Source organism: Dysgonomonas sp. UBA7710, from assembly GCF_002482385.1.
Classification (GTDB): Bacteria; Bacteroidota; Bacteroidia; order Bacteroidales; family Dysgonomonadaceae; genus Dysgonomonas.
Genome location: NZ_DLFW01000039.1, coordinates 13,549 through 40,117, shown reverse-complemented (window position 1 = coordinate 40,117; position 26,569 = coordinate 13,549). Strand labels below are relative to the sequence as shown.

Below are 26,569 nucleotides of genomic sequence, written 5' to 3'. Positions count from 1 at the left end.
CTTAATATTTTCAATTTGCATTTAATATTGAATCCTGCCGGGCTTTAAGTTCAAGATGTTTTTGGCTTATGGTGTCTTTTTGCCAACGATCTATTACGATCGCTGAATTGATTCCGTAGTAATAACAATAACTTATTGCCTTACCATCTTCCGGATCATTAGGACATTCATGGAAATGATATCTTCGGGAAATAACATACTGATTGTCAAACACAAAGTCTTTTATACCCAGTTTTTTCCCTTTTTCCATGATCTCCTCACGCTCTTTGACAACGTGATGTATTTTGCATACAACTACATACTTCTTGTAATATTCAACTCCGGATGCTACCGTCAATCCCACAATAAGAAGAATGCTTACAGCCCGTACCCATTTATTACCCATACTCAGATTAGCAAATGCCAACCCCAGCAAGACAATGAGAATACATATAAGGCCAAACATCGCTCTTTCGGGAAACGTAGGGGAGGCTATCATGGCTGCAAGGGCTATATGAGCCGATACAAATAAAAGCAAGAGCATCGGGGCGATTTTACTTTTTTGTTCACTCTTACCTTTCGCATAATAATAGACTATGGCGACAATAGATGGAATAGAGTATACAAGCAAAAGTTTCCGGTAGAAATTCCACATGTGGTCTAAACGGGAAACTAAGCTATCGACAGAAAATATTGAAGTGGAAACGCCTTCGGCGACTAACTCTCTGCTATATCTAACCGCATTTCCCGGTGATAGGAGCAAGAATAAGCTACCGATAACAAATCCGGCCAATCCTAAATAAGCCCATACGGGAATCCTTATTTGTTGTCTTCTCATTAATAAAAGCAGGACTGCAATAAAGAAAATCACTGCAATTACCATATTTTCGTTAGTCCATCCGGCTATAATGCCAAACAGAAACAGGCCTATAGATTTTGCCGTACTGCTTTTGCTCTCCCCCCTCATATATAAAGAATAATATGGATAGACAAACAAAAGAATGATCAGTGTACACCATAAATAATTTGCGCTGCCGGTAATCCAGAACATGGTGGAAGCAAATATGGGCTGAAAAAGCCAGAAGATAGTACAAATGAGCAAAAACGCTGAAACATTTGTCTTTTTCCCAATATTTGAGTACTTGTACATCATATACATAAGGGAAACATATGCTAATGTATTGAGTATATCCTGCCATATCATGTCGATACTCAATAAAGATTGAGCTATTACATGAGCCACTGTTCGTCCTCCCCATTGCATATAATGGGCATACTGGGATTCGAACAAATCATGAAGGCTGGTTATTCTGCGCCCGGCCAATTCTGCTCCTGTCGGTTTCCATATGAATGTATAATACCAGTCATCTTCAACCGCAGGATATAAATAATTGAATAAGAATATAAAGCCTGTGATGATGAGTATAATCGCGATTAATAAGTAATTGGATGTATTTATTCTTTTATATGGTAGTTTTAACATAAGATTGAGTATTTCTTCAGGTTCATATTTAAGGTCCAAAAGTACTAAAATATCTGTTCAGCACCTATAAAAAAGAAAAGGTTGTCATCACGACAACCAATCTTCATTGTTAACCTTAAATCTAATACTATGAAAAACACATTACAAAGATAAGAGGCGTTCGGGAATATTCCAAACAATACCAAGTGTTATTTTAACAGTTTAAATTTGTTTAACGGAGATCTTCGGAATACCAGCCGAATTGTTAAATAACCTTGCGTATTATAAACAAATAAAAACGGCTCATAACTGAGCCGTTTTTATATAATATACTGATAATAAACCACAAGCACTATCCATTAACAATATCCATAGTGTCTGAAGCAATCATAAATTCCTCATCGGTCGGCACAACCATCACTTTTATTTTAGAATCCGGTGTGGTGATTACCGCCTCTTCTCCGTAAATCTTCAGATTTTTCTCCGTATCGAGTTTTATTCCCAGAAATTCTAAGTCGAGACATATTTCTTCTCTAAGGTAAACGGCATTTTCTCCTATACCTCCTGTGAAAAGTAAAATATCAAGACCACCCAAAGCTGCTGTATACGCTCCGATATACTTCTTGATACGGTAGAGGAACATATCATAAGCTAATTTGGCTTTTTCGTTTCCTTCGGCAATAGCAGCCCTGATTTCACGCATATCAGATGAAACGCCTGAAACTCCCAGCAAACCGCTATGTTTATTTACGAGAGTAGAGATTGCCTGCGTTCCAATATTTTCTTTTTCCATTATGAATGAGATTATACCTGCATCCACATCTCCCGAGCGTGTACCCATCAACAAGCCTTCGACCGGGGTCATTCCCATCGATGTATCCACAGAAATGCCTCCTTTAATAGCAGCCAGAGACCCGCCATTACCGATATGTGCTGAAATAATCCGTTGCTCCCCGTATGGGATACCCAACGATTCACAAGCCTTACGCGAAACATAACGGTGACTCGTACCATGGAATCCGTAGCGACGGATAGCATACTTTTGATAAAGTGAATATGGCAGACCATACATATATGCCTTTGGCGGCATTGTCTGATGAAAAGCTGTATCAAATACACCAACCTGAGGAATATCCCCCATCAGCTCCTTTACAGCATAGATACCGGCCAAATTGGGCGGATTGTGCAACGGAGCAAGCTCTATACATTCCTCCATCTTTTTAATCACCTCATCAGTGATAAATACACTGCTGTTGAATTCTTCCCCCCCATGCACTACACGGTGGCCTACAGCATCTATTTCATTTAATGATTTTATACAGCCATATTTTTCACTAAGAAGAACTCCGAGGATATATTCTATACCAGCCTGATGCTCGAGTATTTCTCCTTCAAGGACAACTTTATCTCCATTGGCGGCAGGAAATTTAAGGAAGGAACCTTTCAGTCCTATCTTTTCTACACCTCCCTGAGCCAAAACCTCCTTGCTTTCCATATCGAAAAGCTTATATTTTATAGACGAACTACCACAGTTCAATACTAATATCTTCATACTGTTAAATTAAATTGTTTGGACCAAGTTGCTTTCCTGTTTCATCATAGACATAGAATCCTCTTCCCGAAGATACGCCTAACTGCTTAGAACGATATAAGCGCCACAAAATCGGAGCTGCCTTATATTTTTTGTCCCCGTATTCATGGAACATATCTTCCATCAGCATAACCAGTTTCTCAATGCCTACGATGTCGGCAAGGTGAAAAATTCCATAACGCTGGCCGTAAATAATAGTAAACTCTTTGTCTATATCTTCGAGTGACGCCACATTTTCCATCCAGATATTACATGCCTCGTTCAGCATTATTATCATCAGGCGGAAGCTCACAAGGCCACTGCTTTCATGCACCGGAATCGGTGTATATTTAATCATATTGGCAAACAGATATATCTTATCTACCGCCTCTTGTGATGTAAATGTACCCCTTACTACTTCCAGCAAACGGGCATCGGTATGTGTAATCGGAAAATGAAGACTTATGCAGCGTTCTTTATGCGTCAACTCTGCTGCCAACTCACTTATAATGACAGTAGTGGCATTCGTGGCAATAATCGCATCCGGAGCAAGCACCAGCTCCAGGTTTCTGAAAACCTCCTTACGAAGTTCGGTACTGCGTTCTCCGTTTGCTTCGTAACGGATACATTCTATCACAAAGTCACATCCTTTAAGATCACTGTAGTTGAGTGTGCCCTTTATACGCCCCATAGTAGCACGTTTTTCACTCTGAGTCAAACCCCAGTTTTCAATCTTGGTATCCAGTCCGTGGCCAATATCTTTAAGTGCTTCCTGAATTCTTTCTTCCGAAACTTCAATAAAAACAACCTCCATTCCCGACAAAGCCGTAAGACTAACAATATGCCTGCCATCACGTCCACAGCCTACAACTCCGATTTTGGAGAAAAGAGACCTTTTCTTATGTTTATTGCTTAACCCGTATTCTTCAATAGGTTCTATGATTTCTGCCATATATAATTTATTGATTGTTACTTATTCTTTGCCGCTATGGCCTGATTTGCCGCTATAGCCACCATGTTATAAACATCACTCACTGAGCATCCGCGCGAAAGGTCGTTTACCGGAGCTGCCATTCCTTGCAGAATAGGACCAACGGCTTCCGCATTACCCAAACGCTGAACAAGCTTATATGCAATATTTCCCACTTCGAGTGAAGGGAAAACAAGTACATTGGCATGTCCTGCAACTTTACTACCGGGTGCTTTTTGTTGACCGACAGATGGCACTAAAGCTGCATCAGCCTGCAATTCCCCATCAATATTCATTGTCGGGTCAATTTTCTGTGCAAGTTGAGTCGCTTCTATTACTTTGTCCACCATCGGATGTTTCGCACTTCCTTTTGTAGAAAAGCTCAATATGGCTACTTGAGGCTCTTCTCCGACCAATGCACGGGCTGTCCGACCTGTAGCAACTGCAATTTCAGCCAATTGAGATGCAGTAGGGTCAGGTGTAACAGCACAGTCGGCCACAACAAGTAATCCGTCTTTACCGTACTGTTTCTGAGTCGTAAACATTAAAAAAGCACCTGAGACCACACTGATTCCGGGTGCTGTTTTTATAATCTGAAGTGCAGGACGAAGCACATCGCCTGTCGTATTTTGTGCGCCGGCTATCTCTCCGTCAGCGTCTCCGTTCTTTATCATCAGGCAACCGATATATAATGGATCTTCTGCCAGTTTAGAAGCCTGCTCGATTGTCATGCCCTTGGCCTTTCTCAATTCGAAAAGGAGATTTGTATAAACTTCTTTCTTCTCATAGTTCTGAGGGTCAAGAATTGTCGCTTTGTCTATATTTTTCAGGTCCAGACTTACTGCCAGCTCCTTAATCTCTTTTGTATTCCCTATAAGAATAATTTCAGCGACTCCGTCTGCCAATAACTGATTGGCAGCTGTAATAGTTCTTACCTCTGTTCCTTCGGGAAGGACAATACGTTGTTTGTTTGCCTTGGCCCTTTCTACAATTTGTTTAATTAAGTCCATATAATAGATATTTTTACTTGTGTTCTTGTGCAAACGGCATACCACGCCATTTTACGCGTGCGCAAATATACTAAAAATGCAAACTAGAGATTACATTTTTACATAAGAATAATCGTTTTAAATGTAAAATATACTAAAAAGCGATCCGAAATAAATACATGAAAAGAACTTAGTCCGGATAAACAGGAGTAAATAATCGACATTATTTTAGTATCCACAACTTCTGAGATAGCTAATAAATATTTTTGCGCTTGGCTCAGAATGCTATTCTGCCTTTCCTTACTGTTTTTATTCGTCTCGTATTCCTTTCTGAAAAGATGCCTTGTTTCCAAAGATTGTTGAACTTCTGTCACTTCTTTAATATTCACATTATCCTCTCGTCTGTTTGCCTTAGAGGAACAGGAGAACAAAAGGGAGAGTGTAAGTATTGCAAAGCTTCGTAGCATTTCCGGTTAATCTATAAACCGCTTTGTTATATCCCCGAAAGAATCGATACGTCTATCGCGAAAGAACGGCCACCAGCGTCTTACCTGTTCGGAGCGTTTCATATCTATTTCCACAATCCGGACTTCTTCTTTGTCGTTCGGGGCTTGCCATAGTATTTCTCCCTGAGGACCAGCCACAAAACTGTTTCCCCAGAATGTAATGCCATTCGTTTGTCCTGACGGATCGGGTTCGTAACCTGTACGATTAACTGATACCACATGTAAACCATTTGCTACGGCATGTCCTCTCTGGGAGATTACCCATGCTCCTAGCTGGCGCTCTTTTTCTTCCTGCGAGTCGGTCGATTCCCATCCTATGGCAGTAGGATAAATAAGTAAATCGGCTCCTGCCATTGCCATCAGGCGGGCAGCTTCGGGATACCACTGATCCCAGCAAACCAGTACACCCAGTTTCCCCAGAGATGTTTCAATGGGTTTGAATCCTATGTCTCCCGGAGTGAAATAGAATTTTTCATAATAGGCAGGATCATCGGGAATATGCATCTTGCGGTATTTTCCGGCAATAGTTCCGTCTTTTTCCATTACCACAGCCGTATTGTGATATAAGCCCGGTGCGCGGCGCTCGAAGAGGGAGAGTACAACAACTACTCCCAGTTCTTTTGCCAGTGCTCCAAATTCATCAGTCGACGGGCCGGGGATTGTTTCGGCAAGATCGAAAATACTAGTATCTTCTACCTGACAGAAATACAATGAATTATGCAACTCCTGCAAAACGATAAGTTGCGCGCCTTGTTTTGCGGCGTCTTTTACTTTATTCTTGAGCCCTTCAATATTCTTCCGAATATCGGGTGTATTGGCCTGTTGTATTAATCCTATTTTCATTTTATATGTGAGTTACAAATTATAAATCATATGGCTTTGCACCATTGGTACATTGGCATATTTGCTAATTGGCAAATCAGTAATCAATCCGGCAATTTAATTGTATCAGGCGACATCTCTATATGTTTCCCGAATTCTTCTATTCGCAGTTGTATATCGTCCAGAAATTCCTGTGTGCATCCGGCTTGTTTTGCATCTTCGTAATATTTTTTCAGTAGAGGGAGGAACAGTATATCATTCCCCGAAAATACCATTGCAGGAACATCATTCTTTATGCATCTGAACAATAATGCTTTCTGATCTTTCATCTGAATAGTATTTAGATAAAACCTTCGGGATACTGCATTGTAATGCAATGTAGAGAACCATGCTGTCTTATCAGCGGCGAGCAATCCACACCAATAATCTCTCTTGCCGGAAAAGCCTTTTGCAATTGCTTCCGGGCTTCTCCGTCCCTTTCCTTATCGTTATAGAACGGTAGCAATACCACATTGTTCATAATAAGGAAATTGGCATATGTTGCGGGTAATCTTTGATTATCCTCGTCATATGCAGGTTTTGCCATAGGTAAAGTAATCAGTTTATATGGGTTTCCCAGATAATCGGTAAATGTTTCCAGTTGCTTTTCCATTTTAGCAAGGGCGTCATAATGTTCGTCCGATGTATCCTCACATTTTACATAGGCTATTGTATGCTCATCACAAAAACGGGCGAGTGTATCGATGTGGCTATCCGTATCATCCCCGGCAAAATAGCCATGATCGAGCCATAATACTCTGTTGAAGCCAAATCCTTCTTTCAAGTATTCTTCTATTTCTTCTTTCGAAAGGTATGAATTTCTATTGGGAGATAATAGACATTCGGATGTGGTGAGCAGAGTTCCTTTTCCGTCCGATTCTATTGCTCCGCCTTCGAGTACAAAATCTTTTTTGTTTATCAGTTCTACACCGGAAGCAAATATCTTTTTTGAAAATAATCCTCTGGTTATCTGATTATCGAAATTAGATGCAAATTTCAATCCCCATCCGTTGAACGTAAAATCATATACATATTTTTTACCATCCTTAATAACCGATATGCCGCTATGGTCACGCGCCCAGGTATCGTTTGCAGGTAATTCAACCAAAGTGAGATTGTCAAATAATTCTTTGTGCTCTCTCATCTCAAACTTTACACTCTCGGCACTATAGCATACAATGACAAGTTTTTGCCTCTTTAGTATTTCATATGCTATGTTTACATAACAGGCGGTTACATCTTCGATCATATATTCCCAGTCGGTGCCAATATGAGGCCATGTGAGTTGTATGGCGCTTTGGGGATACCATTCGGGAGGTAAAAGTATAGGGTGAGCCATTCGTTTTTATTCTAAAATGTTTATCAGATAGCAAAAATACAAAATAATTATCTTAATATACCACCTGTAACCATTCGTCCTGAATGAATAGTCTGACGCCGCGCAGAAAAAAATAGCTGAGGATTCGAATAGGTACAGAGATTTGCAATTTCAATATTCTGAACCGGTATGCCTGCATCATTTAAAATAAGTTTGTTTGCCTGTTGCAGATTCAGATGCATTTTCCCGGTTTCGGTGTTCCGATAACCAATATCCTCAATTTGAAAACCTGCTTCCTGAAAGGTTTCTACTACTTCTTCGCCCACATCGAAGCGCTCCTGCGATATACATGGAGCTATCCCGGCAAGCAGATCTCTGGGATTGCAACCAAAATATTCAGTCATCCTTATCACAGTCTTTTCCGCAATCCGCGCAACAGTACCTCTCCATCCGGCATGGATAGCTGCCAATACTTCTTTGTGCGGGTCGTATATCAACACCGGTACACAGTCGGCAGTAGTAACTCCTATGCATATATTTTTCCGGTCAGTGATAAGGGCATCGATACCATGTAACTTTTTTTCTTTTTCCTCATCGCTAAGATTTAAAAATTGTTCGTCTACAATGAATGTTCTGTCATCATGGGTTTGATAGGGGATATACAGATTTTCTACAGAAATGCCTGTTACATTTGCAATACGTTCTCTGTTTTCTTTCACATGGTCAGGATTGTCTCCTGAATACAGACTAAGATTAAGAGAGCTATATTCGCCCGTACTAACCCCACCTTTTATGCTGGACGAAAAATGAAACAGATTAGAGTTGGGAAATATAGAGAAACGAAAGAGTCCGATATTATTTAAAGAGAAATATTCCATGGTTAAATGCTTTCTTTTAAGGTCGCAGACCTATTATTTTTTTGTATCTAAAAGAACAACAGCCAGTTATATCTAAACAATGTTCTACTAAATACCTTCTTTTATTTGTTTATAATGAATTTATTAAACTACATAAAGTTATGAAAAAGATTTTGTTATTATTATTTATTCTTGCCTCTTCATCTGTGACATATGCACAAACAGAAGATGAATCTTTATATTATAACAATATAGAGGTCTATAAAGATTTGCAGCTTTCATCTAAACAAACCGCGCAAATCAAGGATTTGAAGAGAGATGTAAAAAAACAGTTTCAGGCAATTGGCCGGGACAGAACCATTTCAGGTTATGAGAAAGGGCAGCGTAAACGTGCTTTGGCCCTAAAGCATAAATCGGATATAGAGAAAATATTAACTAAAAACCAGATTAATACATTTGAGAAAAAGTATGGGAAAATGTCAGAAAAAGGCGGTCTGAAAGATATTATCGGAGATACTTATGAGCAGAAACTGGAGGCGCTCAAAAAACGTTATGAATCAGAAAAGGACGCCATAGAAGATAATGACAATTTGAGTAAGTCAGAGAAAAAAGCAAGATTAGAGTCTTTGAAAGATACCTATAAATCGCAGAAAGAATCGTTGAAAAGAGAAAAAAAGTCTGCAAAAAACGCTTTTTCCTGATAATGAAGTAAAAGTTAAGGCCTGCCGAATGTTTTCGGCAGGCCTTATTTTATCATAAGACAGACGGATCAAAAGTCTGTACCCTTATTCTGTTTCATCCTCCTCCTCGTAGAAAAATCCATCCACTTCATCTTCTTCATCCCAGTCTTCTTCCTCGTAATCATCTTCCGGTATAGAGTCGTCTTCTTCATCAAATTCTACCGTCTTTATATCCAAATTGCGATGTGTTATATTGAATGATTTCTGATATTCTCCGTCAGCATTCAGTTCTCTCCAAAGCAGGTCTTTCAGTTGCATGATGTTATACCCTGTAATGGATGAAATAAAGATATGAGGTATCTCCGGAAGATCGGCTTCCAGAGCTTCCATCAGTTCTTCGTCCAGCATGTCGGATTTAGATATGGCCAATACCCGCCGTTTATCAAGTAATTCGGGGTTGAACTGAGCCAGTTCGTTGAGCAGAATCCTGTATTCCTGATGAATGTCGTCCGCGTCGGCAGCTATAATAAACAATAATAATGAATTTCGCTCGATATGGCGCAGGAAGCGAAGTCCCAAGCCTTTCCCCTCACTTGCTCCCTCTATAATACCGGGAATATCGGCCATTACAAACGATTTGTAGTCACGGTAACTGACAATTCCTATCTTCGGTTCCAGCGTAGTAAACGGATAATTAGCTATTTTAGGCTTTGCAGCAGTCATTACCGAAAGCAAAGTAGATTTACCCGCATTCGGGAATCCGACCAGTCCCACATCAGCCAATACTTTGAGCTCTAATATCACTCTGCGTTCCTGATATGGTTCTCCCGGTTGAGCATATCGTGGCGCCTGATTGGTAGGGGTTTTGAAGTGATTGTTTCCACGGCCGCCCTTACCCCCTCTCAGCATGATAACCTCCTGGCCATCTTCGGTTACATCACATAGATATTCTCCCGTTTCGGCATCATAAGCCACTGTTCCGCAAGGGACATCGATTATCTTGGTTTCGCCTTTTTTGCCGGAACTTAACCTGCCGGAACCACTTTCACCGTGTCCTGCAAGAATATGGCGTTGAAACTTCAGATGGAGCAATGTCCATAAGTTCCGGTTGCCCCGCAATATCACATGGCCACCGTCGCCACCATCACCACCGTCAGGACCACCCTTAGGTATGTATTTTTCACGACGGAAGTGAGTCGATCCTCTACCACCTTTGCCCGAACGGCAATAAATTTTGACGTAATCTATAAAATTTGAATCTGCCATATTGTTTTGGTTGTCTCCTGCTTGTAAGGGAAACTATTGATTTGTATTTAGATAACAAAGGAAGTTATAAGATAGTTCCTATAACTTCCTTTTATATTGGAGAATATCATTTCACTCTGTCTACAGCCTCAGCTATAAGACCGAAGATTTCTTCCACAGTGCCTACACCCTTTATAGATGCAAGTTTACCTGTGTTTTTATAATGTTCTTTTAACGGGGATGTCTGATTTTTATAAACGTCGAGACGGGATTTGATTGTTTCCAGATTATCGTCTGAGCGCCCTGATTGTTGTCCGCGTTTGATGAGGCGGTCTATCAGTTCCGGTTCGTCCACTTCGAGGCTAACGACAACAGACACATCCTGTCCCCTTTCTTTCAGCATCTTTTCCAAAGCTTCGCCTTGAGCAATGGTACGGGGGAAACCATCGAAAATAACTCCGGAAGCATCTTTTTTACTATCCAGCACATTTGCCAGCATACCGATAACTACATCGTCGGGTACAAGTTGCCCCTTCGAAATGTAACCTTCTGCCAACTTACCCAGTTCTGTACCGTTCTTCATTTCGGCGCGTAAAACATCGCCCGTAGAGATGTGTGCCAGATTATATTTCTTGATGAGGTTCTCGCTTTGAGTACCTTTTCCTGAACCCGGCGCTCCAAAAATTATAATATTCAACATATTAATTAAGTTACATGTTACAGGCTACGACTTATACGATTGTAAGAGTAAGACCTGTAAGATTTATATTTAAGAGTTCTTTATTTTATATATATCGGGAAGATTACGTCCGTATCCGTCATAATCGAGACCGAAACCAACAATAAAATCACTTGGTATCTCCAATGCTACATAGTCCAGTTTGATATCGTGCTTCAAAGCATCGGGTTTGAGCAAAAGTGTGGTTACCAGTATTTCTTCCGGTTCGTCGCAAACCAATTGTTCCAGCATTAATGACATTGTATAACCTGTATCTACTATATCTTCCACAATGACAACTGTACGGCCTTTAATATCTTCTTCCAGCCCGTATATTTCTTTTATTTTCCCTGTCGAAGAAGTTCCTTTATAAGACGACATCTTTACAAAAGATACTTCACAAGGAATAGATACACGCTTCATCAATTCAGAGGCGTACATAAACGAACCGTTTAGCACGCAAATGAATAAAGGGTCTTTGCCGGCCAAATCTTTATTCAATCTGGCAGCTACATTGTCAATCGCTTTTTCTATAACTTCTTCCGTGAGAAAAAGATCAAATTCTTTATCCTTAATAGTCACCGTTTTCATAGATGATTTTACTCTAAATTGTTATTAAAGTGCAAAAGTAGCATAAATCAGTTAATTGTCTATCATAATGGAGATATTTTAAATATCTAAAAAATGAAAAACGGAAAAACTATCGTTCTCCCGTTCTTATAACTACGTGAATGAATACTTACTGTGAAGCTCCATATACTTCTTCACATGGTTGGATAATTACCCATCCATCACCTTCGAACATCATCTGGAAACTTTCGCCGCTACCACGTCCGATAAATGTTTTAAGAGAAATGTCAGTCTTCATCTGAGGAGCGAGATTACCCGACCATGCAACTGTTGCATTAGGGTCTGTAAAGACAGGTTGCCCCGGTTTAACGATCAGTGTCATCGGGTTGCCGTGAGTTGTGATGGCAATATGTCCGGTTCCGCTCAGACGTGCCTGGAATAAGCCCCCACCCATGATACCGGCAACACTTTTCATCATTTTCACTTCCGATTTAACTCCTTCTTCATGTGCAAGGATATCGTTGCCGTTCACGTTAATAGATTCATTTTCCAGATACAAGATACGCACTCTTTTCTCTACGTCGGCTGCATAGACGCGTCCTGTACCTGTTGTTTTCATCATTGTGGTACCTTCTCCCGACATGGTTTTTTTAAGGAGGTTACCGATGCCCTTGCTCAGCATACCTTCTCTTTCAAATTTCACGTTTCCGGTATAAGCTACCATTGCTCCTTTTTTCAACATTACAGTCTGGTTGTTGATATTAAGTTCGAGCATATATGGACTTTCTAATTGGAAAAAGTCATTTTTTGACTCGTCTTGTGCTGTTTCTTCAATGAAAGCCTTAATCGAATACTTGTTCATAGTGTAAAGTTTTAAAAATTAATATACTAATAGTCCTCCTTAGCCGGGACTTATTAAAAACTCTAAAAATAGAGAAATTATCCTAAACATGAAAATAATACTATCTGTTAGCTAAGTTTCTTTTTGAAAAATATCACAATTATATTTTTATATAAATATTTTTCTTGTAAAGAATGTTTCCTACAATCCAGCAAATGCCTACAAAAATGAGAGCATATATCAATGCGCCGAAATAGTCACCCAGATATGGTTGGAGCAGAACGGAATATATATACCCTTTCGCCGATATATATTCTCCGTTGTAAGGAAATACCGCCTGATAGGCCAATGTGCCCAGTACTCCGGCCATAACATAGATAAAGAGAGGGTTAACCCCGAACGATTCGAAGAATACACTCCATTTTCTATGCCCTTTTATGTCGATTATCCATATCAATAAAGCAAGAAGCAGAGAGGCCAGACCACATGTAGCCAAGACAAATGTAGGTGTCCATATCTTCTTGTTGATAGGGCATCCGTAACTGAGCAGAAATCCGGCAAAAGTGAGTATTGTGCCAACAATAAACAATTGTGATATCCGCTTATCATTGTCTTTGGTATTCATAATAAGCGCACCGCAACAGAATCCTATAAGGACATGAGCTATGGCCGGTATGGTGCTTAACAGCCCTTCGGGGTCTATAGCCAGTCCCGAATCTTTGTACATATGATTTACGCCCAATATAACCCGGTCTACTATGGATACAATGCTGTCTTCACTTTTCTCGAACCCGTTTCCAAATAGAAGAAGCAGGAAGTAGACGATCAATGTTGTACCGATTATATACGGGATGTATTTATGCTTTACAGTAATAGCTACAATGGATGCAGCACCGTAAGTCAAGGCCAACCGTTGCATAACCCCTAGCGTACGGAGGTGCCCAAAGTCTGTTATTGCCCTGAAGAAGCGTTCCCAGAACCCGAGATTATCCGGTTCCAGCATATGGTATGTACGGAATGATAATCCGAGCCATGAAAGTCCCAGCCCGATTAAGAATATGACAATGGTACGTTTGAGGATCTTGAGAAGTGTCGGAGTATTAAACTCAAAATTAAATTTCCGCAGGGAAATATAAGTGGATATTCCCATGATGAACATAAAGAACGGAAATACGAGGTCGGTAGGGGTTAGTCCGTCCCATGCAACGTGTTTTAGCGGGGCATAGGTGTACTCTCCTGAACCGGAATTGTTTACCATTATCATTCCGGCGATTGTGATGCCACGGAGTACATCGAGAGACAATAGTCTTCCTGAGGGTTTTTGTGTCATTTTCTTATGTATCTGTTAGAAATAATGTTAACGGTATGCAGATTACGAAAATAGCCATTTTAAGTATTTCTGCAAAGCAGCACGCCGGTTTTAACATCAAAATGGCGTGCTGCTTTATGTATTTACTCTACTAAGGCAAAATCCAGTTGTTTACGTTCAAGATTTGCCCGGGCCACTTTTATTTTCAGAGGGTCGCCCAAGCTGTAGGTTCGCTTGTTGCGGCGTCCGCGTAAACAATAATTCTTTTCGTCAAATTCGTAGAAATCATCATCCAGATCGCGGATAGGAATCATTCCCTCACATTTATTCTCATTGATTTCGGCATATAGCCCCCATTCTGTAATCCCTGAAATAACAGCGTCAAACACCTGTCCCAGTTTGTCGGACATATATTCTACCTGTTTGTATTTTATAGATGCTCTTTCGGCATTTGCGGCCAGTTGTTCCATTTCCGAACTATGTTCGCATTTGCTTTCATAAAGTTGTTTGCTCACACTGCGTCCACCATCCATATAGCGGGTCAGCAAACGGTGAACCATCATGTCGGGATAACGGCGGATAGGGGACGTAAAGTGAGTGTAATACTCAAATGCCAGCCCGTAATGTCCGATGTTTACCGTAGAATATATTGCTTTGGCCATGGCGCGTATGGCAATGGTAGAGATCAGATTCTCTTCCGGTTTGCCGCTTACCTCGTCCAACAGGTGATTGATGGATTTTGATACATTCGTTTTCGATCCGTCCACCTTTATTTTATATCCAAACCGGCGGATAAATTCAGAAAGGTTTTCCATCTTCTCTGCATTCGGCAGGTCGTGGATACGGTAAACAAATGTTTTTGCATTCTTATTCTTCGGTACATTCCCGATGAATTCGGCAACGGTACGGTTGGCCAGAAGCATGAATTCCTCGATCAGCTTATTCGAATCTTTGGCATATTTAAAATATACGCTGATTGGCTTTCCTTTTTCGTCTATTTCAAATCTGACTTCATGGCGGTCGAACGCGATTGCTCCGTTATCGAAACGTTTTGCCCGTAACTTTTTAGCAAGGTCGTTAAGTTTCAACATTTCATCTTTGTAGTCGCCTTCACCGGTTTCGATAATATCCTGCGCTTCTTCATATGTGAAGCGTCTGTCGGAATGTATGACTGTGCGGGCAATCCTGCTCTTCTTTATATTCGCATCGTCGTCTAGTTCAAATATAGCGGAATAACATAGCTTGTCTTCATGCGGACGAAGCGAACACAGTCCGTTGCTGAGCCGCTCAGGAAGCATCGGAATAGTTCTGTCGACCAGGTAAATAGATGTGGCCCGGCTTTCGCCTTCTTTGTCTATAATGTCGCCTTCCTGCACATAGTGCGTCACATCGGCAATGTGCACTCCGACTTCCCAACGGCCATTTTTTATCTGTTTGATAGAGAGAGCGTCATCGAAGTCTTTCGCATCGCGCGGATCTATTGTAAATGTGAGTGTATTCCTGAAATCTTCACGTTTCGCGATTTCTTCCGGAGTGATTTCATCCGGTATTTTGTTGGCAAAAGCCTCTATCTTTTCCGGGTATTTATATGGCAGGCCAAATTCGGCTAAAATGGCATTCATTTCCGTATTGTTTTCTCCGGCCTGTCCCAGTATGTCCAATACTTTCCCTATCGGGTTCTTTGCTTTCTGGGGCCACTCCACTATTTCTACCAAAGCTTTGTCCCCGTCTTTTCCTCCCTTCAGATTGTCTTTAGGTATAAAAATATCGTTAGCCAGTATTTTGCTGTCCATCACAAGGAAAGCAAATTGTTTCTGTACATCCAGTGTACCAACGAAAGTTGTTTGTTTGCGTTCGAGTATTTCCAGAACTTCACCTTCAGCATCACGTCCTTTGCGTTTGGCCAGCATTTGTATCTTTACACGGTCACCGTTCATGGCATGTGCCGAGTTGCGTTCGGCTATAAAGATATTACTGCTTTCGTCATCCGGTTTGAAAAAGTTTTTTCCGTTACTCCTTCTTTCGAATGTACCTTCGAGAAAAAGACCGCGATTGTTCGATTTATATTTTCCACGTACAGGTTCTACAATGAAGTCATCTTCGAGCAGGTTGTAAAGTATGTTGGTGATTAATTGTTTTTCAGCAGGTTTTTTGAATCCCAGCTTTTCTGTAATTTGCTTCGGGCTGAAAAACTCCGTTGAGTTTCTATTGAAAAAATTTACGACGCTGTTTACTATATCTGCTTTTGATTTTCTCTTATCGGTTTTGTGCGGAGCTTTGTTCTTACTCATATATAATCTATTTCTTTAATTTCTATTGCCGGACAAACATTAACGGGCTTGGAATGTTATTATCCCGGTTATTATTCGGAATTTCAAATGTACAAAAAAGAATTAAATTGTACATCTGATTCTTTGTGAATGAAATACTTTTGTCAGAAATTATGTAATTTTGTTTTTGAATTAAATGAAATATAAGATTATGCCTTGCATATTAAATATAGAAACTGCTACAGAAGTGTGTTCCGTAGCGGTGTCCGTAAATGGACAGGTAATTTTCCAAAAAGAAGAAACGAAGGGTCCTTCTCATGCGGTTTTACTGGGTACATTTGTTGATGAAGCAATGAAAATGCTTCGCGCGCAGAATCTGCAACCGGATGCTGTGGCGGTAAGTTGCGGTCCCGGTTCATATACAGGACTCCGCATCGGCGTGTCGGAGGCGAAAGGGCTTTGCTTTGGGCTGAATATCCCGTTGATCGCTCTGAATTCTTTAAAAATAATGGCAAACGGCGTATCGAAAATAAAAGGTTTACAGGATTATACGTTGCTTTGTCCGATGATAGATGCCCGCCGGATGGAAGTGTATGATGTATTGTTAAATAAAGAATTACAGGAAGTTCGCCCTGTTAGTGCTGATATCATTGACGAAAAATCGTTTGCTGATTATCTGAATAAAGGCAGGATTCTTTTCTTTGGTAATGGTGCAGAAAAATGTAAGGCTGTATTGGAAGGTGAAACAGCTTTGTTTTTAGACAATATCTATCCACGTGCATTGGATATGATTAGTCTGGCTGAGGAGGCTTACGCAGCCGGAGATTTTGAAGATGTCGCCTACTTCGAACCTTTCTATCTGAAAGAATTTGTAGCTACTACTCCTAAGAATAAGGTGTTGACCGATGTGAAAGAAATGAAGTAATATTTCCGATAGTTAATAATTATTAGCTGATTATCTTGTATGCAAATGACTACAAACTATACACCGGGATAATGGATTATGTAGAGCAGTTGCTAATAATCTGTCCTTTAATATTTATCAGTGGATTTATCGACAGCATTGCAGGCGGGGGAGGTCTGATATCGCTGCCGGCGTATAATGTTGCGGGCCTGTCTCCTCATTTTGCATTAGGGACAAATAAGTTCAGCAGTTGTATCGGTACATTTTTCAGCACGATGCGCTTTGTCAGGAATAAGAGCTATGACCTGACGAGTGTAATACCGTCCATTTTATTTGCATTTATAGGTTCTGCCATAGGCTCTAAAATTGCGGTTTGTCTCGATGCCAGAGTTCTGCAATATATCCTTATTGCCGGCATTCCGGTTATTGCCGTCGTCGTTTTTAAGAAAAAGAATTTTTCGAACGTAGCTCCGAAAAAGTTTTCGAAAGCCAGAATAATCACGCTGTCGTCTCTGATCGGCTTTGTTATTGGCGGATATGATGGCTTTTTCGGCCCCGGGACAGGTACTTTTCTCATATTGGCTTACACTTCGGTTCTGGGACTGGATTTGCTGACGAGTATGGGGAATGCGAAGCTTGTTAATCTGACATCGAATTTAGCATCGTTAATTGTATTTCTTATAGAGGGAAAAGTTCTTTTTGTTGTGGGAATACCTGCGGCCTTATGCGCTATCGCCGGACACTATATCGGCAGCGGACTGGCTATTAAGAACGGACTGAAGATTGTCAGGCCGATGCTGTTAATAGTGCTTCTGCTACTTTTGACTAAACTGGTGTGTGATTTATCTTTTTAAATAATTCATTGTTGAGAATTTTACTGCTGATTTTTAACATTTCAGATACTTAAAAAAGTCTTATATATTTTGCAAATAAAAAAATATCCGTATATTTACGAAAAAATAGTAGATTTACGCCAAATATGTAAAATATGGAAAAGCTTACTCATCAGGAAGAATCGATTATGCTGCACATCTGGCAGCTAAAGGAGTGCGTAGTAAAAGATATTATAAATGAGATGGATGCTCCCAAGCCTCCCTATACGACTGTTGCTTCTATTGTCCGCAACCTGGAGCAGAAAGGTTACCTGAATTCCAAGAAATATGGTAACGTATGGGTATATACTCCGAAGATCAAGGAAGATGAGTATAAAAAAGCATTTATGTCGAATGTGGTAAAAAGTTATTTTGAAAATTCATATAAAGAACTTGTCTCCTTCTTTGTGAAAGAAGAAAAAATATCTCCGGAGGAATTACAGGAAATAATGAAGATGATAGAAAAGGGGAAAGGTTAACAATAAATACGAAGCTACCATGGATCACACAATTTTAATATACCTTGTCAAGGTGTCGGTTGCTCTGGCGCTGTTTTACGGACTATATATTCTTTGCCTGAAGAGGGACACATTTCTAAAACTGAGGAGAATCTACTTCTTATCAGCCTTGTTTTTTTCTTTGTTATTCCCTGCCGTTACGATAGAATTATCTGCTTCCGGTAATACTCCGGTACAGATTCCTACATATTGGCTGTCGGATATTGAAGTCGGGAGCGCAGTTAACGCAGAGGCTTCGGCGGAGGCGGCAGTTAGCATGTGGGTTATTGTTTTAATTATACTTGCAGCCGTATCATTTTTTCGTGCGATTAAGTTTTTTGTGCAAGTATTCAGTTTGGTGAAGCTAAGGGTGGCAAATGAGACTGAAAAATTATCTACATACCGTATCATAAAAATGAAAGACAGGCGGACGTCCCCTTTTTCTTTCTTTAACTGGATTTTTATTAACTCCGATGTTCATAATCCGGTCGAACTGGCCGAGATAATTGCACATGAGCAGGTACATGTGAATCAGTATCATTCCATCGATGTCGTACTATCCGAAATCTTATGTATCTGTTTCTGGTGGAACCCGTTCGCGTGGTTACTGAAGAAAGAAATAAAGCTGAACCTCGAATATCTGGCAGATAAAGGTGTGCTGGAATCAGGGTTCGATTCGAAGGAATATCAATATATATTATTACAAGTATCAAATAGAAGTACCGGTATACCACTTATTAATAATTTCAATGTATCACAACTTAAACAACGCATTATGATGATGAATAAAAAGAAAAGCTCAGTATTTACGTCCGTAAAATACCTGCTGGTTGTTCCGGTATGCGCAACATTGCTTTTAGGCAATGCAGTACAGGCAACTACATCTTTAGATAAATTTTCGATTGATGAAATAACCGAAGTGATGGATGGCGATCAGGCTCCTCAAAAGAAAGGGGATGTATATGTGACAGTAGAACAGATGCCTTCGTTTCCCGGAGGATTAGACGCTCAACAGCGCTTTATCGCGAATGGCCTGAAATATCCTGTGGAGGCACAGACTAAAGGTATTCAGGGGAGAGTCACTATCCGCTATGTGGTAAAGAATACCGGTGAAATATCCGATATCGAAGTAATAAGAGGTGTCGACCCTCTATTGGATAATGAGGCAATCCGTATTGTCAAATCCATGCCTAAATGGGAACCCGGCAAGCAGGGAGGAAAAGCGGTGGATGTGTACTATACATTACCTATTGTTTTCAGATTGGCAGGCAGTAATAGTAATAAGGTGAAATCCGGCGGTGAGCCGAATGAAATTGTCGCGGTCGGTTATGGAGCACCACAAGAGAAAAAAGTAGAAATTGCATCTTTAAAAGAGGGATCTCCAAATGATAAAATGATGCCTTTTGTAACAGTGGAGCAGATGCCTTCTTTCCCCGGAGGCGAGTCGGCGATGCATGAGTATATCAGCAATAACTTGAAATATCCGGAAGATGCTCAAAAGAATGGTATCCAAGGACGTGTGACAGTCCGCTTCATTGTGAAGAGTACAGGTGAGATAAGTGATGTTTCGGTTATTCGCGGAATAGACCCGAGTATGGACAAAGAGGCGATCCGTACAGTTAATTCCATGCCGAAGTGGACGCCCGGTAAGCAGAATGGGCAGGTTGTGGATGTATATTTTACATTACCTATTGTTTACAAATTAAAAAAATAAGATCTGTGAAGGCTGACCATTAATACTACTTATTTGACGGAGGCAGAGACCAGCACTTTCTGCCTCTCTTTTTAGAAGCTGTTTGAATTATATTTTAAAGATGAAGAAATCAATAACCATTCTGTATTACCTATTATTTTGTTCTTGTTATCTGTTCTCTCAGGATAACCGGAATACATTGTCTGATTATCTGCGCAACTATCAATATCAGAAGGCATTGGATTATATAGAAACGCAGGAGCAGACAAAGGAATTACTTATCCAAAATGCATTATGCTATAAAGCGCTGGGTAATTATCAGAAGTCGCTGGAAATATTATATCCTTTATCGAAAGAATATGCTGCCGATCTGCAGATTATAACCGAAATGGCTGTTTGCTATGAGGCCCTTTCACAGCGACAAGCGAGCGTTGATTGTTATGACGAACTGATCCGCCTCGATTCTGCAAATGTATATTTCAAGATGCAGAAAGCCGATTTGCTATATCAGCAGGGAAAATATAAAGAATCGTTGGAACTATTCCGCCATATCCGCAAAGAGCATCTGATGACAAACGCCCTGAAAAGGATTGGGCAGTGCTTCGAGAAGATGAATATGCCCGACAGTGCCATGATGTATTTCAAAGAAGCATGGGAGGTTAATCCGAAAGATGGATTCTCGGCTGCAAGCCTTGTGAACCTATGCCTGAAAAACAGGCGGTCGCTCGAGGCTGTAACCTATTCGGATGTGTATATGGAGACGGATACCACCGATCAACAGATGAATCTGCTGAATGCCCTTAGTTATTATAGTATAGACGATTATGAAACAGCAATAGCTAAATTTGAAAAGTGTTACGAAAATGGAGATAGTTCGCTGATTGTAAACCGCAGTCTCGGATTGGCATACTATTCACTTAACGACAGCTACAATGCGCAACCTTTCCTTGAAAGGGCATATGAGCAGGATACGACGAATAACAATGTACTTTATTGCCTGGCTGTGACCTGTAATGATATGGGTGAACACAAAAAAGCAATCCCTCACTTTTTACGGCTTTTAGACAGGACTATCCCTCCCGACCTGACCCTATATCTTTATTATCGCAATCTGGGTTCGGCATATGATAAAGGTTCGCATTATCAGAAAGCTGTGGACTCCTATACCAAAGCCCTGGCATATGGCGGAGAAAATCAGCAAATGAATCTCTATTATATGATTGGGAATATTGCAGAAAATTACCTCGAAGATAAACCTAAAGCTTTAGAGTATTTCAGACTATATAAGGTCAGTCTGGGTAACTATCTTTCAAATCTCAGAAAGAAAGAAGATGTTGAACCTAAAGAAATCGAAGAAACAGAGTTTAAAGTAAAACATCTCGATTTTCATATTTCCAAATTGGAAAAAGAAATAGTGAAGTAAACGTTTTAACTGATCTGCCCCCAGTTGTACCTGTTTCCTCCCAGTTTGCGTAACTGCTTTCGCAGGATGAGGTTGTCAGGCTTTTCCATCAACGGATCTTCATCCAGTATATTTTGTGCGATCTCCCGAGCATATTGTACTATTTCACCGTCACGTACCAGATTGGCTATCCGCAGATTGAACGGGATGCCGCTCTGTTGCGTACCTTCAAGGTCACCCGGGCCACGCAGCTTAAGGTCGGCTTCGGCTATCTCGAATCCGTCGTTGCTCTCTACCATAATATTGATACGCTTGCGGGTATCAGCCGCAAGTTCGTAAGGTGTTACCAGAATACAATAAGACTGGTCGGCTCCGCGTCCTACACGCCCTCGTAACTGGTGCAACTGCGAAAGCCCGAACCGCTGTGCCGATTCTATTACCATAACCGAGGCGTTAGGCACATTTACGCCAACTTCGATCACTGTGGTGGCAACCATTATCTGTGCTTCGTTGGTAACAAAGCGTTGCATTTCGGCATCTTTCTCTTTCGGCTTCATTTTGCCATGAACCTTACATACCGTATATTCGGGAAATACTTCTTTTATATGTTCGAAGCCTTCTTCCAGATTCTTTAAGTCCAGCTTTTCACTTTCCTCTATGAGTGGATACACTATATATACCTGTCTTCCCTCCTGTAATTGTTTGCGGATGGATTCGTACAGCGCGCCCCGCTTTTTATCATACTGGTGGATGGTTTGGATTGGTTTTCGTCCCGGAGGCAGTTCATCTATTATAGAGACATCGAGGTCGCCATATACCGTCATTGCCAGTGTGCGCGGGATCGGTGTGGCCGTCATTACCAGTATATGCGGTGGATTGGTGTTTTTTGTCCAAAGTTTTGCCCGCTGGGCGACGCCGAAACGGTGCTGTTCGTCTATCACTACCAGTCCCAGATTGCCGAATTGTACGGTATCTTCTATCAGGGCGTGTGTGCCTATCAGTATATGCAGGTCGTTGGTGAGCAGGGCACTGTGTATACGTTCCCTGTCTTTTTTCTTTGTAGAGCCTGTCAGTAGTTCCACATTGACGTCCATCCCAGCAAGGAACTCTTTTATGGTATGATAATGCTGTGTAGCCAATATTTCAGTCGGGGCCATCATCGCAGCCTGAAAACCATTATCTAAAGCTATCAACATAAGCATGAGCGCTACAAGTGTTTTACCACTACCTACATCACCTTGCAGAAGGCGGTTCATTTGTTCACCGGTAGCCATATCCTGCCGTATTTCCTTTATAATGCGTTTCTGGGCATTGGTCAGCGGGAATGGGAGGTTCTCTTCGTAGAACGTATTGAGGTAGCCACCCACCTTTGTAAATACAAAACCTTTCAGTTTTGACTTACGGTCGGCAGTATACCTCAGTATATTTAGCTGTATGTAAAACAGTTCTTCAAATTTAAGCCTGTACTGGGCTTCCCGTAGCAAAGTAGCATTTTCGGGAAAATGTACATTGCGCATAGCCAGCCTTAAACCCATCAGACGAGCGTCCTGTATTACCTTTTCGGGCAACGTTTCCTGCAGGTTCCTTATAATGGAGGTAAAGGCAGCAGCCATCATTTTCTGAATCGCTTTGGAATTCAGATAATGGTTTTTCATCTTTTCCGTAGTGTTGTAGTACGGCATCAGACCGGTCGGCCGCTCTTCTTCGTTTATATATGGATCTATGTCGGGGTGCGCGATATTGAACTTGTCGCCGAACATGGTCGGTTTGCCGAAAACAATATAGGGTAAATTCAGTTTGTACTTATCTTCTATAAATTTTGCTCCCTGAAACCAAACCAGATCTATGTATCCCGTACCGTCGGTAAAGTGAGCTACAAGTCGCTTTTTATGTCTTTCGCCATGTGTTTCAAAGCCTGTTATTCTACCCCGGAGTTGTATGTAGGGCATATTGCCATCTATTTCGTGGATGAAATAGATGCGGCTGCGGTCGATATACTTATAGGGAAAGTAATAGAGGAGGTCTTCTACCGAGAACACATTAAGTTCTTTATTTAGTATCTCGGCCTTTTTAGGACCTACCCCTGCTAAAAACTTTATATCGGTCTGTGAAAAATCAGTCATTTTACCTGTCAAGAAACATATTAACTTGTAAAGTTACAAGAATTTGTGAGGTATAGCACAAGGAATATAAAAGATATTTATCTATATGTAACAGCTAATAGTTAATAACGGTTAGCTGATAGCTCTTTGAAAGATTGAACAGGCCCCCGGCCCCCGAAGGGGAAAAGAAAGAATAAAAAAATTTTAAAAGCTGAAAAGGCTGTTACCTTTGTTACCTTTTGAGAAAGTTACAAGTTACTACGCCCTGCGGACAGTTACGGGTTACAAGATACTTTATTTTGTCTCACGCAAAGACGCAGAGACGCAAAGGTTTTACATCTTACCAGTTGTTGACTGTTTACTGTAAATAGTGTTACTTTTGTTACTTTTTTAGTTACAAGTAGACAAGATACGAGATACCAGTTGTTAACTGATGACTGTTAACTGTTCACTGAAAAAACTGTTACCTTTGTTACCTTTTTGGAGAAAGACATGGGATACAAGCTGTTAACTACTCTCTGACGAGATGCTTCGTTTCTCTCAGCATGACAAGCCACGATATTGTTAACTGCTAACTGTTGATTGATATATCTGTTACTTTTGTTACCTTTTAGCAAGTAATAAGTATTGAGTAATAAGTATAAAGGAGTTCTAATTGTTTACTGATAACTGTTGACTGTTTACTGATAATGTTGTTACCTTTTGCAAATCGCAGCAAAGGAGATTATCTTATACAAACATTCGAATATTCTGTTTATTGCGGGTAATGGCAATGCCAAAATGAACGTTCAGATGGGACGAAATAGATAACAATAGAATATTTAATTTCTACAACTGATACGAATAACTGTTTAAATTTTACCAAATAAAATTTAAACAGTTACTTAATATAATTTACCTTTGTAGAATCATTTCTCTAATCAAAAACCGGTTATGGCTATATTATATCAGGCGGAAGAGGTAAAACTACCCTCTATAGAAAAGCGTGAGACTACAAACTGGATAAAATCCGTAGCGGCTTCTTATAAAAAAAGAGTCGGGGATATTTCCTTCATTTTTTGTTCCGACAGAAAGATTCTGGAAATAAACAATCAATACTTACAGCATGATTACTACACGGACATAATTACTTTCGACTACACCGAGGGCGAAATTATTTCCGGAGATATATTCATAAGCCTGGATACGGTAAAGAGCAATGCCGAACAATTTGAGACAAATTATGATGAAGAAATTCACCGGATTATAATACATGGAATCCTTCATTTGTGCGGGATCAATGATAAAGGCCCCGGTGAACGCGAATTTATGACTGAGTGCGAAAACAAAGCGCTAAAAATGCTGGAGGAATAAAATCATGCAAAAATATCTGGGTAAATTATATTATATCATTCCTATCTGCTGTCTTTTTCCATTCTTCTCTGCTCCTCTGGCCCTGTTTATAGGCATATTGCTTGCTATCTTCTACAAAGGGGAAGAGGTAGTGAAAACAGGGAAACTAACAAAATATCTGCTACAGGCTTCAATTGTATGCATGGGATTTTCCATGTCGGTGCACGATGTTGTGCAAACCGGAAAAACAGGATTTATAATCACCGTTGTCTCTGTCGCCGTTACCATGATTTGCGGTATTATTCTCGGCAGATTTCTTCAGGTACAGAAAAATACGACTATGCTTATTTCGGGAGGAACCGCTATTTGCGGAGGGAGCGCCATAGCAGCGATAGCACCTGTATTAGGCGCAAAAAACAACGAAATAAGTTTTTCTCTGGCTGTAATATTCGTATTAAATGCTGTGGGACTATTTATATTTCCCGTAATTGGGCATTTACTACAAATGGACCAGACACATTTCGGCTATTGGGCCGCCATTGCCATCCACGACACCAGCTCTGTAGTCGGAGCCTGCTCCGCATATGGTGAACAGGCCTTGCAGGTAGGTACTACAGTAAAACTTACCCGTACATTATGGATCATTCCTTTAGCTTTGTGTATAGCATTCTTCAATAAAAACAAAGCATCTAAGATAAATATCCCCTGGTTCATCTTCCTATTCGTAGTTGCTATCATTATAGGTAATTATATACCGGGAATGGCCGAAACTAACGATCATCTCAGCTGGCTCGGAAAGAAAGGGATGATGGTCTCATTGTTTTTTATAGGAACATCCATAAACATGAAAGAGGTAAAGGAAACCGGAGTCAACACATTTCTGCTTGGTATAGTCTTATGGATCATAATCGCCGTCCTTTCCTATTGCTGGATACGCTTCGTTTTCTAAAAATGTAAAAGGGCAAATCTGTCCAGATTCACCCTTTCCATAGCTATTTGCAAGTAGCTGTTGCAAAAGACTTCCCCAATAATAAATTGTAATTGTAAGTAAGCTAAGTCTTGCGGGAAAAGTATCTTTGCCTAATAAACCTAACGTATATCGAATTCTCCGACAGCAATATTTGTTCCTGCTGCATCTGATAGAGTAATAGTATAACTACCACTATTCCATCCGGAGGTATTTATTTCAACTTTAGTATTAACACCATCCGGTGTGAATTGACGTAAATAAACCGGCATACCTGTATTATCAACAATCTTGATATTTATCTTTCCGTAAATGAACAGATTGACCTTCAAACCAAAATTGCTTCGATAAATCTGTACAGGCTTAAACAGAGATACAGTCTTGCCGGCATCTGCCATCCTTGGTCTATTGGATCCTGTGAGGATCTTTACTGTAATTTCCCAGTCAACATCATCATTCACACTTAGGATGTAATAACTATTCTTACTATTGAACGAATACATATACGTGTTTATAATAAATGAAACAACCAAAACCAAAAAACACAGATAAATCTTTCTCATAGCCACAAGGAATTGCAAGGTCGTCTTTCTCTGTAAGTCTGATACAAAACTAATGGATGAAATAAACAAATGCAATGTTTTTTTGAATGATA

24 protein-coding genes are annotated in these 26,569 nt (G+C 40.4%); 8 read left to right on the top strand and 16 right to left on the bottom strand.

From position 1 onward, the window contains the following. Positions 1-10: 10 nt before the first annotated feature. From B3317_RS12160 to pgeF, 8 genes are all read right to left on the bottom strand, one after another. Complete coding sequence (locus tag B3317_RS12160; RefSeq protein WP_291111868.1) at positions 11-1,462, bottom strand: DUF3329 domain-containing protein; 1,452 nt, start codon at positions 1,460-1,462, stop codon at positions 11-13. Between the two features lie 331 nt (positions 1,463-1,793). Further along, positions 1,794-2,993 carry an acetate kinase gene (locus B3317_RS12155; RefSeq protein WP_291111865.1) on the bottom strand — a complete coding sequence of 400 codons (1,200 nt, stop codon included), beginning with the start codon at positions 2,991-2,993 and terminating at the stop codon, positions 1,794-1,796. Positions 2,994-2,997: 4 nt separating this feature from the next. Further along, positions 2,998-3,963 (bottom strand): 3-hydroxyacyl-CoA dehydrogenase family protein, encoded by a 966-nt coding sequence (locus B3317_RS12150; protein WP_291111862.1) that lies wholly within the window; start codon positions 3,961-3,963, stop codon positions 2,998-3,000. A gap of 17 nt (positions 3,964-3,980) precedes the next feature. Continuing rightward, positions 3,981-4,991 (bottom strand): phosphate acetyltransferase, encoded by a 1,011-nt coding sequence (gene pta, locus B3317_RS12145; RefSeq protein ID WP_291111860.1) that lies wholly within the window; start codon positions 4,989-4,991, stop codon positions 3,981-3,983. A gap of 452 nt (positions 4,992-5,443) precedes the next feature. Beyond that, on the bottom strand, positions 5,444-6,319 hold the full coding sequence (locus B3317_RS12140; RefSeq protein ID WP_291111857.1) for a carbon-nitrogen hydrolase: 876 nt from the start codon (positions 6,317-6,319) through the stop codon (positions 5,444-5,446). 83 nt (positions 6,320-6,402) lie between these two features. Beyond that, positions 6,403-6,627, bottom strand: coding sequence for a hypothetical protein (locus tag B3317_RS12135; RefSeq protein WP_291111854.1), 225 nt, complete (start codon positions 6,625-6,627; stop codon positions 6,403-6,405). Between the two features lie 11 nt (positions 6,628-6,638). Next, complete coding sequence (locus tag B3317_RS12130; RefSeq protein WP_291111852.1) at positions 6,639-7,676, bottom strand: agmatine deiminase family protein; 1,038 nt, start codon at positions 7,674-7,676, stop codon at positions 6,639-6,641. A 47-nt stretch (positions 7,677-7,723) separates the two neighbouring features. Then, positions 7,724-8,533 carry a peptidoglycan editing factor PgeF gene (gene pgeF / locus B3317_RS12125; RefSeq protein ID WP_291111849.1) on the bottom strand — a complete coding sequence of 270 codons (810 nt, stop codon included), beginning with the start codon at positions 8,531-8,533 and terminating at the stop codon, positions 7,724-7,726. Positions 8,534-8,673: 140 nt separating this feature from the next. On the opposite strand from pgeF, the gene B3317_RS12120 reads away from it, so the two are divergent. Continuing rightward, positions 8,674-9,213, top strand: a complete 540-nt coding sequence (locus B3317_RS12120; protein ID WP_291111846.1) for a hypothetical protein — start codon at positions 8,674-8,676, stop codon at positions 9,211-9,213. An 84-nt stretch (positions 9,214-9,297) separates the two neighbouring features. On the opposite strand, the gene obgE is transcribed toward B3317_RS12120, so the two are convergent. From obgE to rnr, 6 genes are all read right to left on the bottom strand, one after another. Beyond that, positions 9,298-10,458: a GTPase ObgE gene (obgE, locus tag B3317_RS12115; protein ID WP_291111843.1), complete on the bottom strand. Its 1,161-nt coding sequence runs from the start codon at positions 10,456-10,458 to the stop codon at positions 9,298-9,300. Between the two features lie 106 nt (positions 10,459-10,564). Continuing rightward, complete coding sequence (locus B3317_RS12110) at positions 10,565-11,137, bottom strand: adenylate kinase (RefSeq protein ID WP_291111841.1); 573 nt, start codon at positions 11,135-11,137, stop codon at positions 10,565-10,567. Positions 11,138-11,206: 69 nt separating this feature from the next. Further along, a complete protein-coding gene (gene hpt / locus B3317_RS12105; RefSeq protein ID WP_291111838.1) occupies positions 11,207-11,746 on the bottom strand; it encodes a hypoxanthine phosphoribosyltransferase in 540 nt (179 codons plus the stop codon). A 148-nt stretch (positions 11,747-11,894) separates the two neighbouring features. Further along, a complete protein-coding gene (locus tag B3317_RS12100) occupies positions 11,895-12,587 on the bottom strand; it encodes an AIM24 family protein (protein ID WP_291111836.1) in 693 nt (230 codons plus the stop codon). A gap of 139 nt (positions 12,588-12,726) precedes the next feature. Beyond that, positions 12,727-13,896, bottom strand: a complete 1,170-nt coding sequence (locus B3317_RS12095; protein ID WP_291111834.1) for an acyltransferase family protein — start codon at positions 13,894-13,896, stop codon at positions 12,727-12,729. Between the two features lie 122 nt (positions 13,897-14,018). Further along, the gene (gene rnr, locus B3317_RS12090; protein ID WP_291111832.1) at positions 14,019-16,166 is read right to left on the bottom strand and encodes a ribonuclease R; all 2,148 of its coding nucleotides are present in this window, start codon (positions 16,164-16,166) and stop codon (positions 14,019-14,021) included. Between the two features lie 190 nt (positions 16,167-16,356). Here rnr and tsaB point away from each other — a divergent pair, with 190 nt between their 5' ends. The 5 genes from tsaB to B3317_RS12065 all read left to right on the top strand — a co-directional run bounded on the left by tsaB (position 16,357) and on the right by B3317_RS12065 (position 21,534). Next, complete coding sequence (gene tsaB / locus B3317_RS12085; protein WP_291111830.1) at positions 16,357-17,070, top strand: tRNA (adenosine(37)-N6)-threonylcarbamoyltransferase complex dimerization subunit type 1 TsaB; 714 nt, start codon at positions 16,357-16,359, stop codon at positions 17,068-17,070. Between the two features lie 71 nt (positions 17,071-17,141). Next, positions 17,142-17,903 carry a TSUP family transporter gene (locus B3317_RS12080; protein WP_291111827.1) on the top strand — a complete coding sequence of 254 codons (762 nt, stop codon included), beginning with the start codon at positions 17,142-17,144 and terminating at the stop codon, positions 17,901-17,903. 134 nt (positions 17,904-18,037) lie between these two features. Further along, positions 18,038-18,400: a BlaI/MecI/CopY family transcriptional regulator gene (locus B3317_RS12075; RefSeq protein ID WP_291111825.1), complete on the top strand. Its 363-nt coding sequence runs from the start codon at positions 18,038-18,040 to the stop codon at positions 18,398-18,400. Between the two features lie 19 nt (positions 18,401-18,419). Next, positions 18,420-20,132 carry a M56 family metallopeptidase gene (locus tag B3317_RS12070; RefSeq protein ID WP_291111823.1) on the top strand — a complete coding sequence of 571 codons (1,713 nt, stop codon included), beginning with the start codon at positions 18,420-18,422 and terminating at the stop codon, positions 20,130-20,132. A 100-nt stretch (positions 20,133-20,232) separates the two neighbouring features. Continuing rightward, positions 20,233-21,534, top strand: coding sequence for a tetratricopeptide repeat protein (locus tag B3317_RS12065; protein WP_291111819.1), 1,302 nt, complete (start codon positions 20,233-20,235; stop codon positions 21,532-21,534). Between the two features lie 5 nt (positions 21,535-21,539). Here the strand turns inward: B3317_RS12065 and recG are convergent, their stop codons facing one another. Further along, positions 21,540-23,636, bottom strand: a complete 2,097-nt coding sequence (recG, locus tag B3317_RS12060) for an ATP-dependent DNA helicase RecG (RefSeq protein WP_291111817.1) — start codon at positions 23,634-23,636, stop codon at positions 21,540-21,542. Between the two features lie 912 nt (positions 23,637-24,548). Between recG and ybeY the strand changes: the two genes are divergently transcribed. Both ybeY and B3317_RS12050 read left to right on the top strand, forming a co-directional pair. Beyond that, entirely contained in the window at positions 24,549-24,968 is a 420-nt protein-coding gene (ybeY, locus tag B3317_RS12055; protein ID WP_291111814.1) for an rRNA maturation RNase YbeY, read from the top strand. Positions 24,969-24,972: 4 nt separating this feature from the next. Continuing rightward, positions 24,973-25,896, top strand: a complete 924-nt coding sequence (locus B3317_RS12050) for a YeiH family protein (protein ID WP_291111811.1) — start codon at positions 24,973-24,975, stop codon at positions 25,894-25,896. Between the two features lie 140 nt (positions 25,897-26,036). On the opposite strand, the gene B3317_RS12045 is transcribed toward B3317_RS12050, so the two are convergent. Next, positions 26,037-26,477, bottom strand: a complete 441-nt coding sequence (locus tag B3317_RS12045) for a hypothetical protein (protein WP_291111809.1) — start codon at positions 26,475-26,477, stop codon at positions 26,037-26,039. Between the last annotated feature and the right edge of the window lie 92 nt (positions 26,478-26,569).

What these genes read in the sequence shown, in the direction of transcription:
- B3317_RS12160 (WP_291111868.1), bottom strand. Translation starts at nt 1,462, where the DNA reads ATGTTAAAACTACCATATAAAAGAATAAATACATCCAATTACTTATTA.
- B3317_RS12155 (WP_291111865.1), bottom strand. Translation starts at nt 2,993, where the DNA reads ATGAAGATATTAGTATTGAACTGTGGTAGTTCGTCTATAAAATATAAG.
- B3317_RS12150 (WP_291111862.1), bottom strand. Translation starts at nt 3,963, where the DNA reads ATGGCAGAAATCATAGAACCTATTGAAGAATACGGGTTAAGCAATAAA.
- pta (WP_291111860.1), bottom strand. Translation starts at nt 4,991, where the DNA reads ATGGACTTAATTAAACAAATTGTAGAAAGGGCCAAGGCAAACAAACAA.
- B3317_RS12140 (WP_291111857.1), bottom strand. Translation starts at nt 6,319, where the DNA reads ATGAAAATAGGATTAATACAACAGGCCAATACACCCGATATTCGGAAG.
- B3317_RS12135 (WP_291111854.1), bottom strand. Translation starts at nt 6,627, where the DNA reads ATGAAAGATCAGAAAGCATTATTGTTCAGATGCATAAAGAATGATGTT.
- B3317_RS12130 (WP_291111852.1), bottom strand. Translation starts at nt 7,676, where the DNA reads ATGGCTCACCCTATACTTTTACCTCCCGAATGGTATCCCCAAAGCGCC.
- pgeF (WP_291111849.1), bottom strand. Translation starts at nt 8,533, where the DNA reads ATGGAATATTTCTCTTTAAATAATATCGGACTCTTTCGTTTCTCTATA.
- B3317_RS12120 (WP_291111846.1), top strand. Translation starts at nt 8,674, where the DNA reads ATGAAAAAGATTTTGTTATTATTATTTATTCTTGCCTCTTCATCTGTG.
- obgE (WP_291111843.1), bottom strand. Translation starts at nt 10,458, where the DNA reads ATGGCAGATTCAAATTTTATAGATTACGTCAAAATTTATTGCCGTTCG.
- B3317_RS12110 (WP_291111841.1), bottom strand. Translation starts at nt 11,137, where the DNA reads ATGTTGAATATTATAATTTTTGGAGCGCCGGGTTCAGGAAAAGGTACT.
- hpt (WP_291111838.1), bottom strand. Translation starts at nt 11,746, where the DNA reads ATGAAAACGGTGACTATTAAGGATAAAGAATTTGATCTTTTTCTCACG.
- B3317_RS12100 (WP_291111836.1), bottom strand. Translation starts at nt 12,587, where the DNA reads ATGAACAAGTATTCGATTAAGGCTTTCATTGAAGAAACAGCACAAGAC.
- B3317_RS12095 (WP_291111834.1), bottom strand. Translation starts at nt 13,896, where the DNA reads ATGACACAAAAACCCTCAGGAAGACTATTGTCTCTCGATGTACTCCGT.
- rnr (WP_291111832.1), bottom strand. Translation starts at nt 16,166, where the DNA reads ATGAGTAAGAACAAAGCTCCGCACAAAACCGATAAGAGAAAATCAAAA.
- tsaB (WP_291111830.1), top strand. Translation starts at nt 16,357, where the DNA reads ATGCCTTGCATATTAAATATAGAAACTGCTACAGAAGTGTGTTCCGTA.
- B3317_RS12080 (WP_291111827.1), top strand. Translation starts at nt 17,142, where the DNA reads ATGGATTATGTAGAGCAGTTGCTAATAATCTGTCCTTTAATATTTATC.
- B3317_RS12075 (WP_291111825.1), top strand. Translation starts at nt 18,038, where the DNA reads ATGGAAAAGCTTACTCATCAGGAAGAATCGATTATGCTGCACATCTGG.
- B3317_RS12070 (WP_291111823.1), top strand. Translation starts at nt 18,420, where the DNA reads ATGGATCACACAATTTTAATATACCTTGTCAAGGTGTCGGTTGCTCTG.
- B3317_RS12065 (WP_291111819.1), top strand. Translation starts at nt 20,233, where the DNA reads ATGAAGAAATCAATAACCATTCTGTATTACCTATTATTTTGTTCTTGT.
- recG (WP_291111817.1), bottom strand. Translation starts at nt 23,636, where the DNA reads ATGACTGATTTTTCACAGACCGATATAAAGTTTTTAGCAGGGGTAGGT.
- ybeY (WP_291111814.1), top strand. Translation starts at nt 24,549, where the DNA reads ATGGCTATATTATATCAGGCGGAAGAGGTAAAACTACCCTCTATAGAA.
- B3317_RS12050 (WP_291111811.1), top strand. Translation starts at nt 24,973, where the DNA reads ATGCAAAAATATCTGGGTAAATTATATTATATCATTCCTATCTGCTGT.
- B3317_RS12045 (WP_291111809.1), bottom strand. Translation starts at nt 26,477, where the DNA reads ATGAGAAAGATTTATCTGTGTTTTTTGGTTTTGGTTGTTTCATTTATT.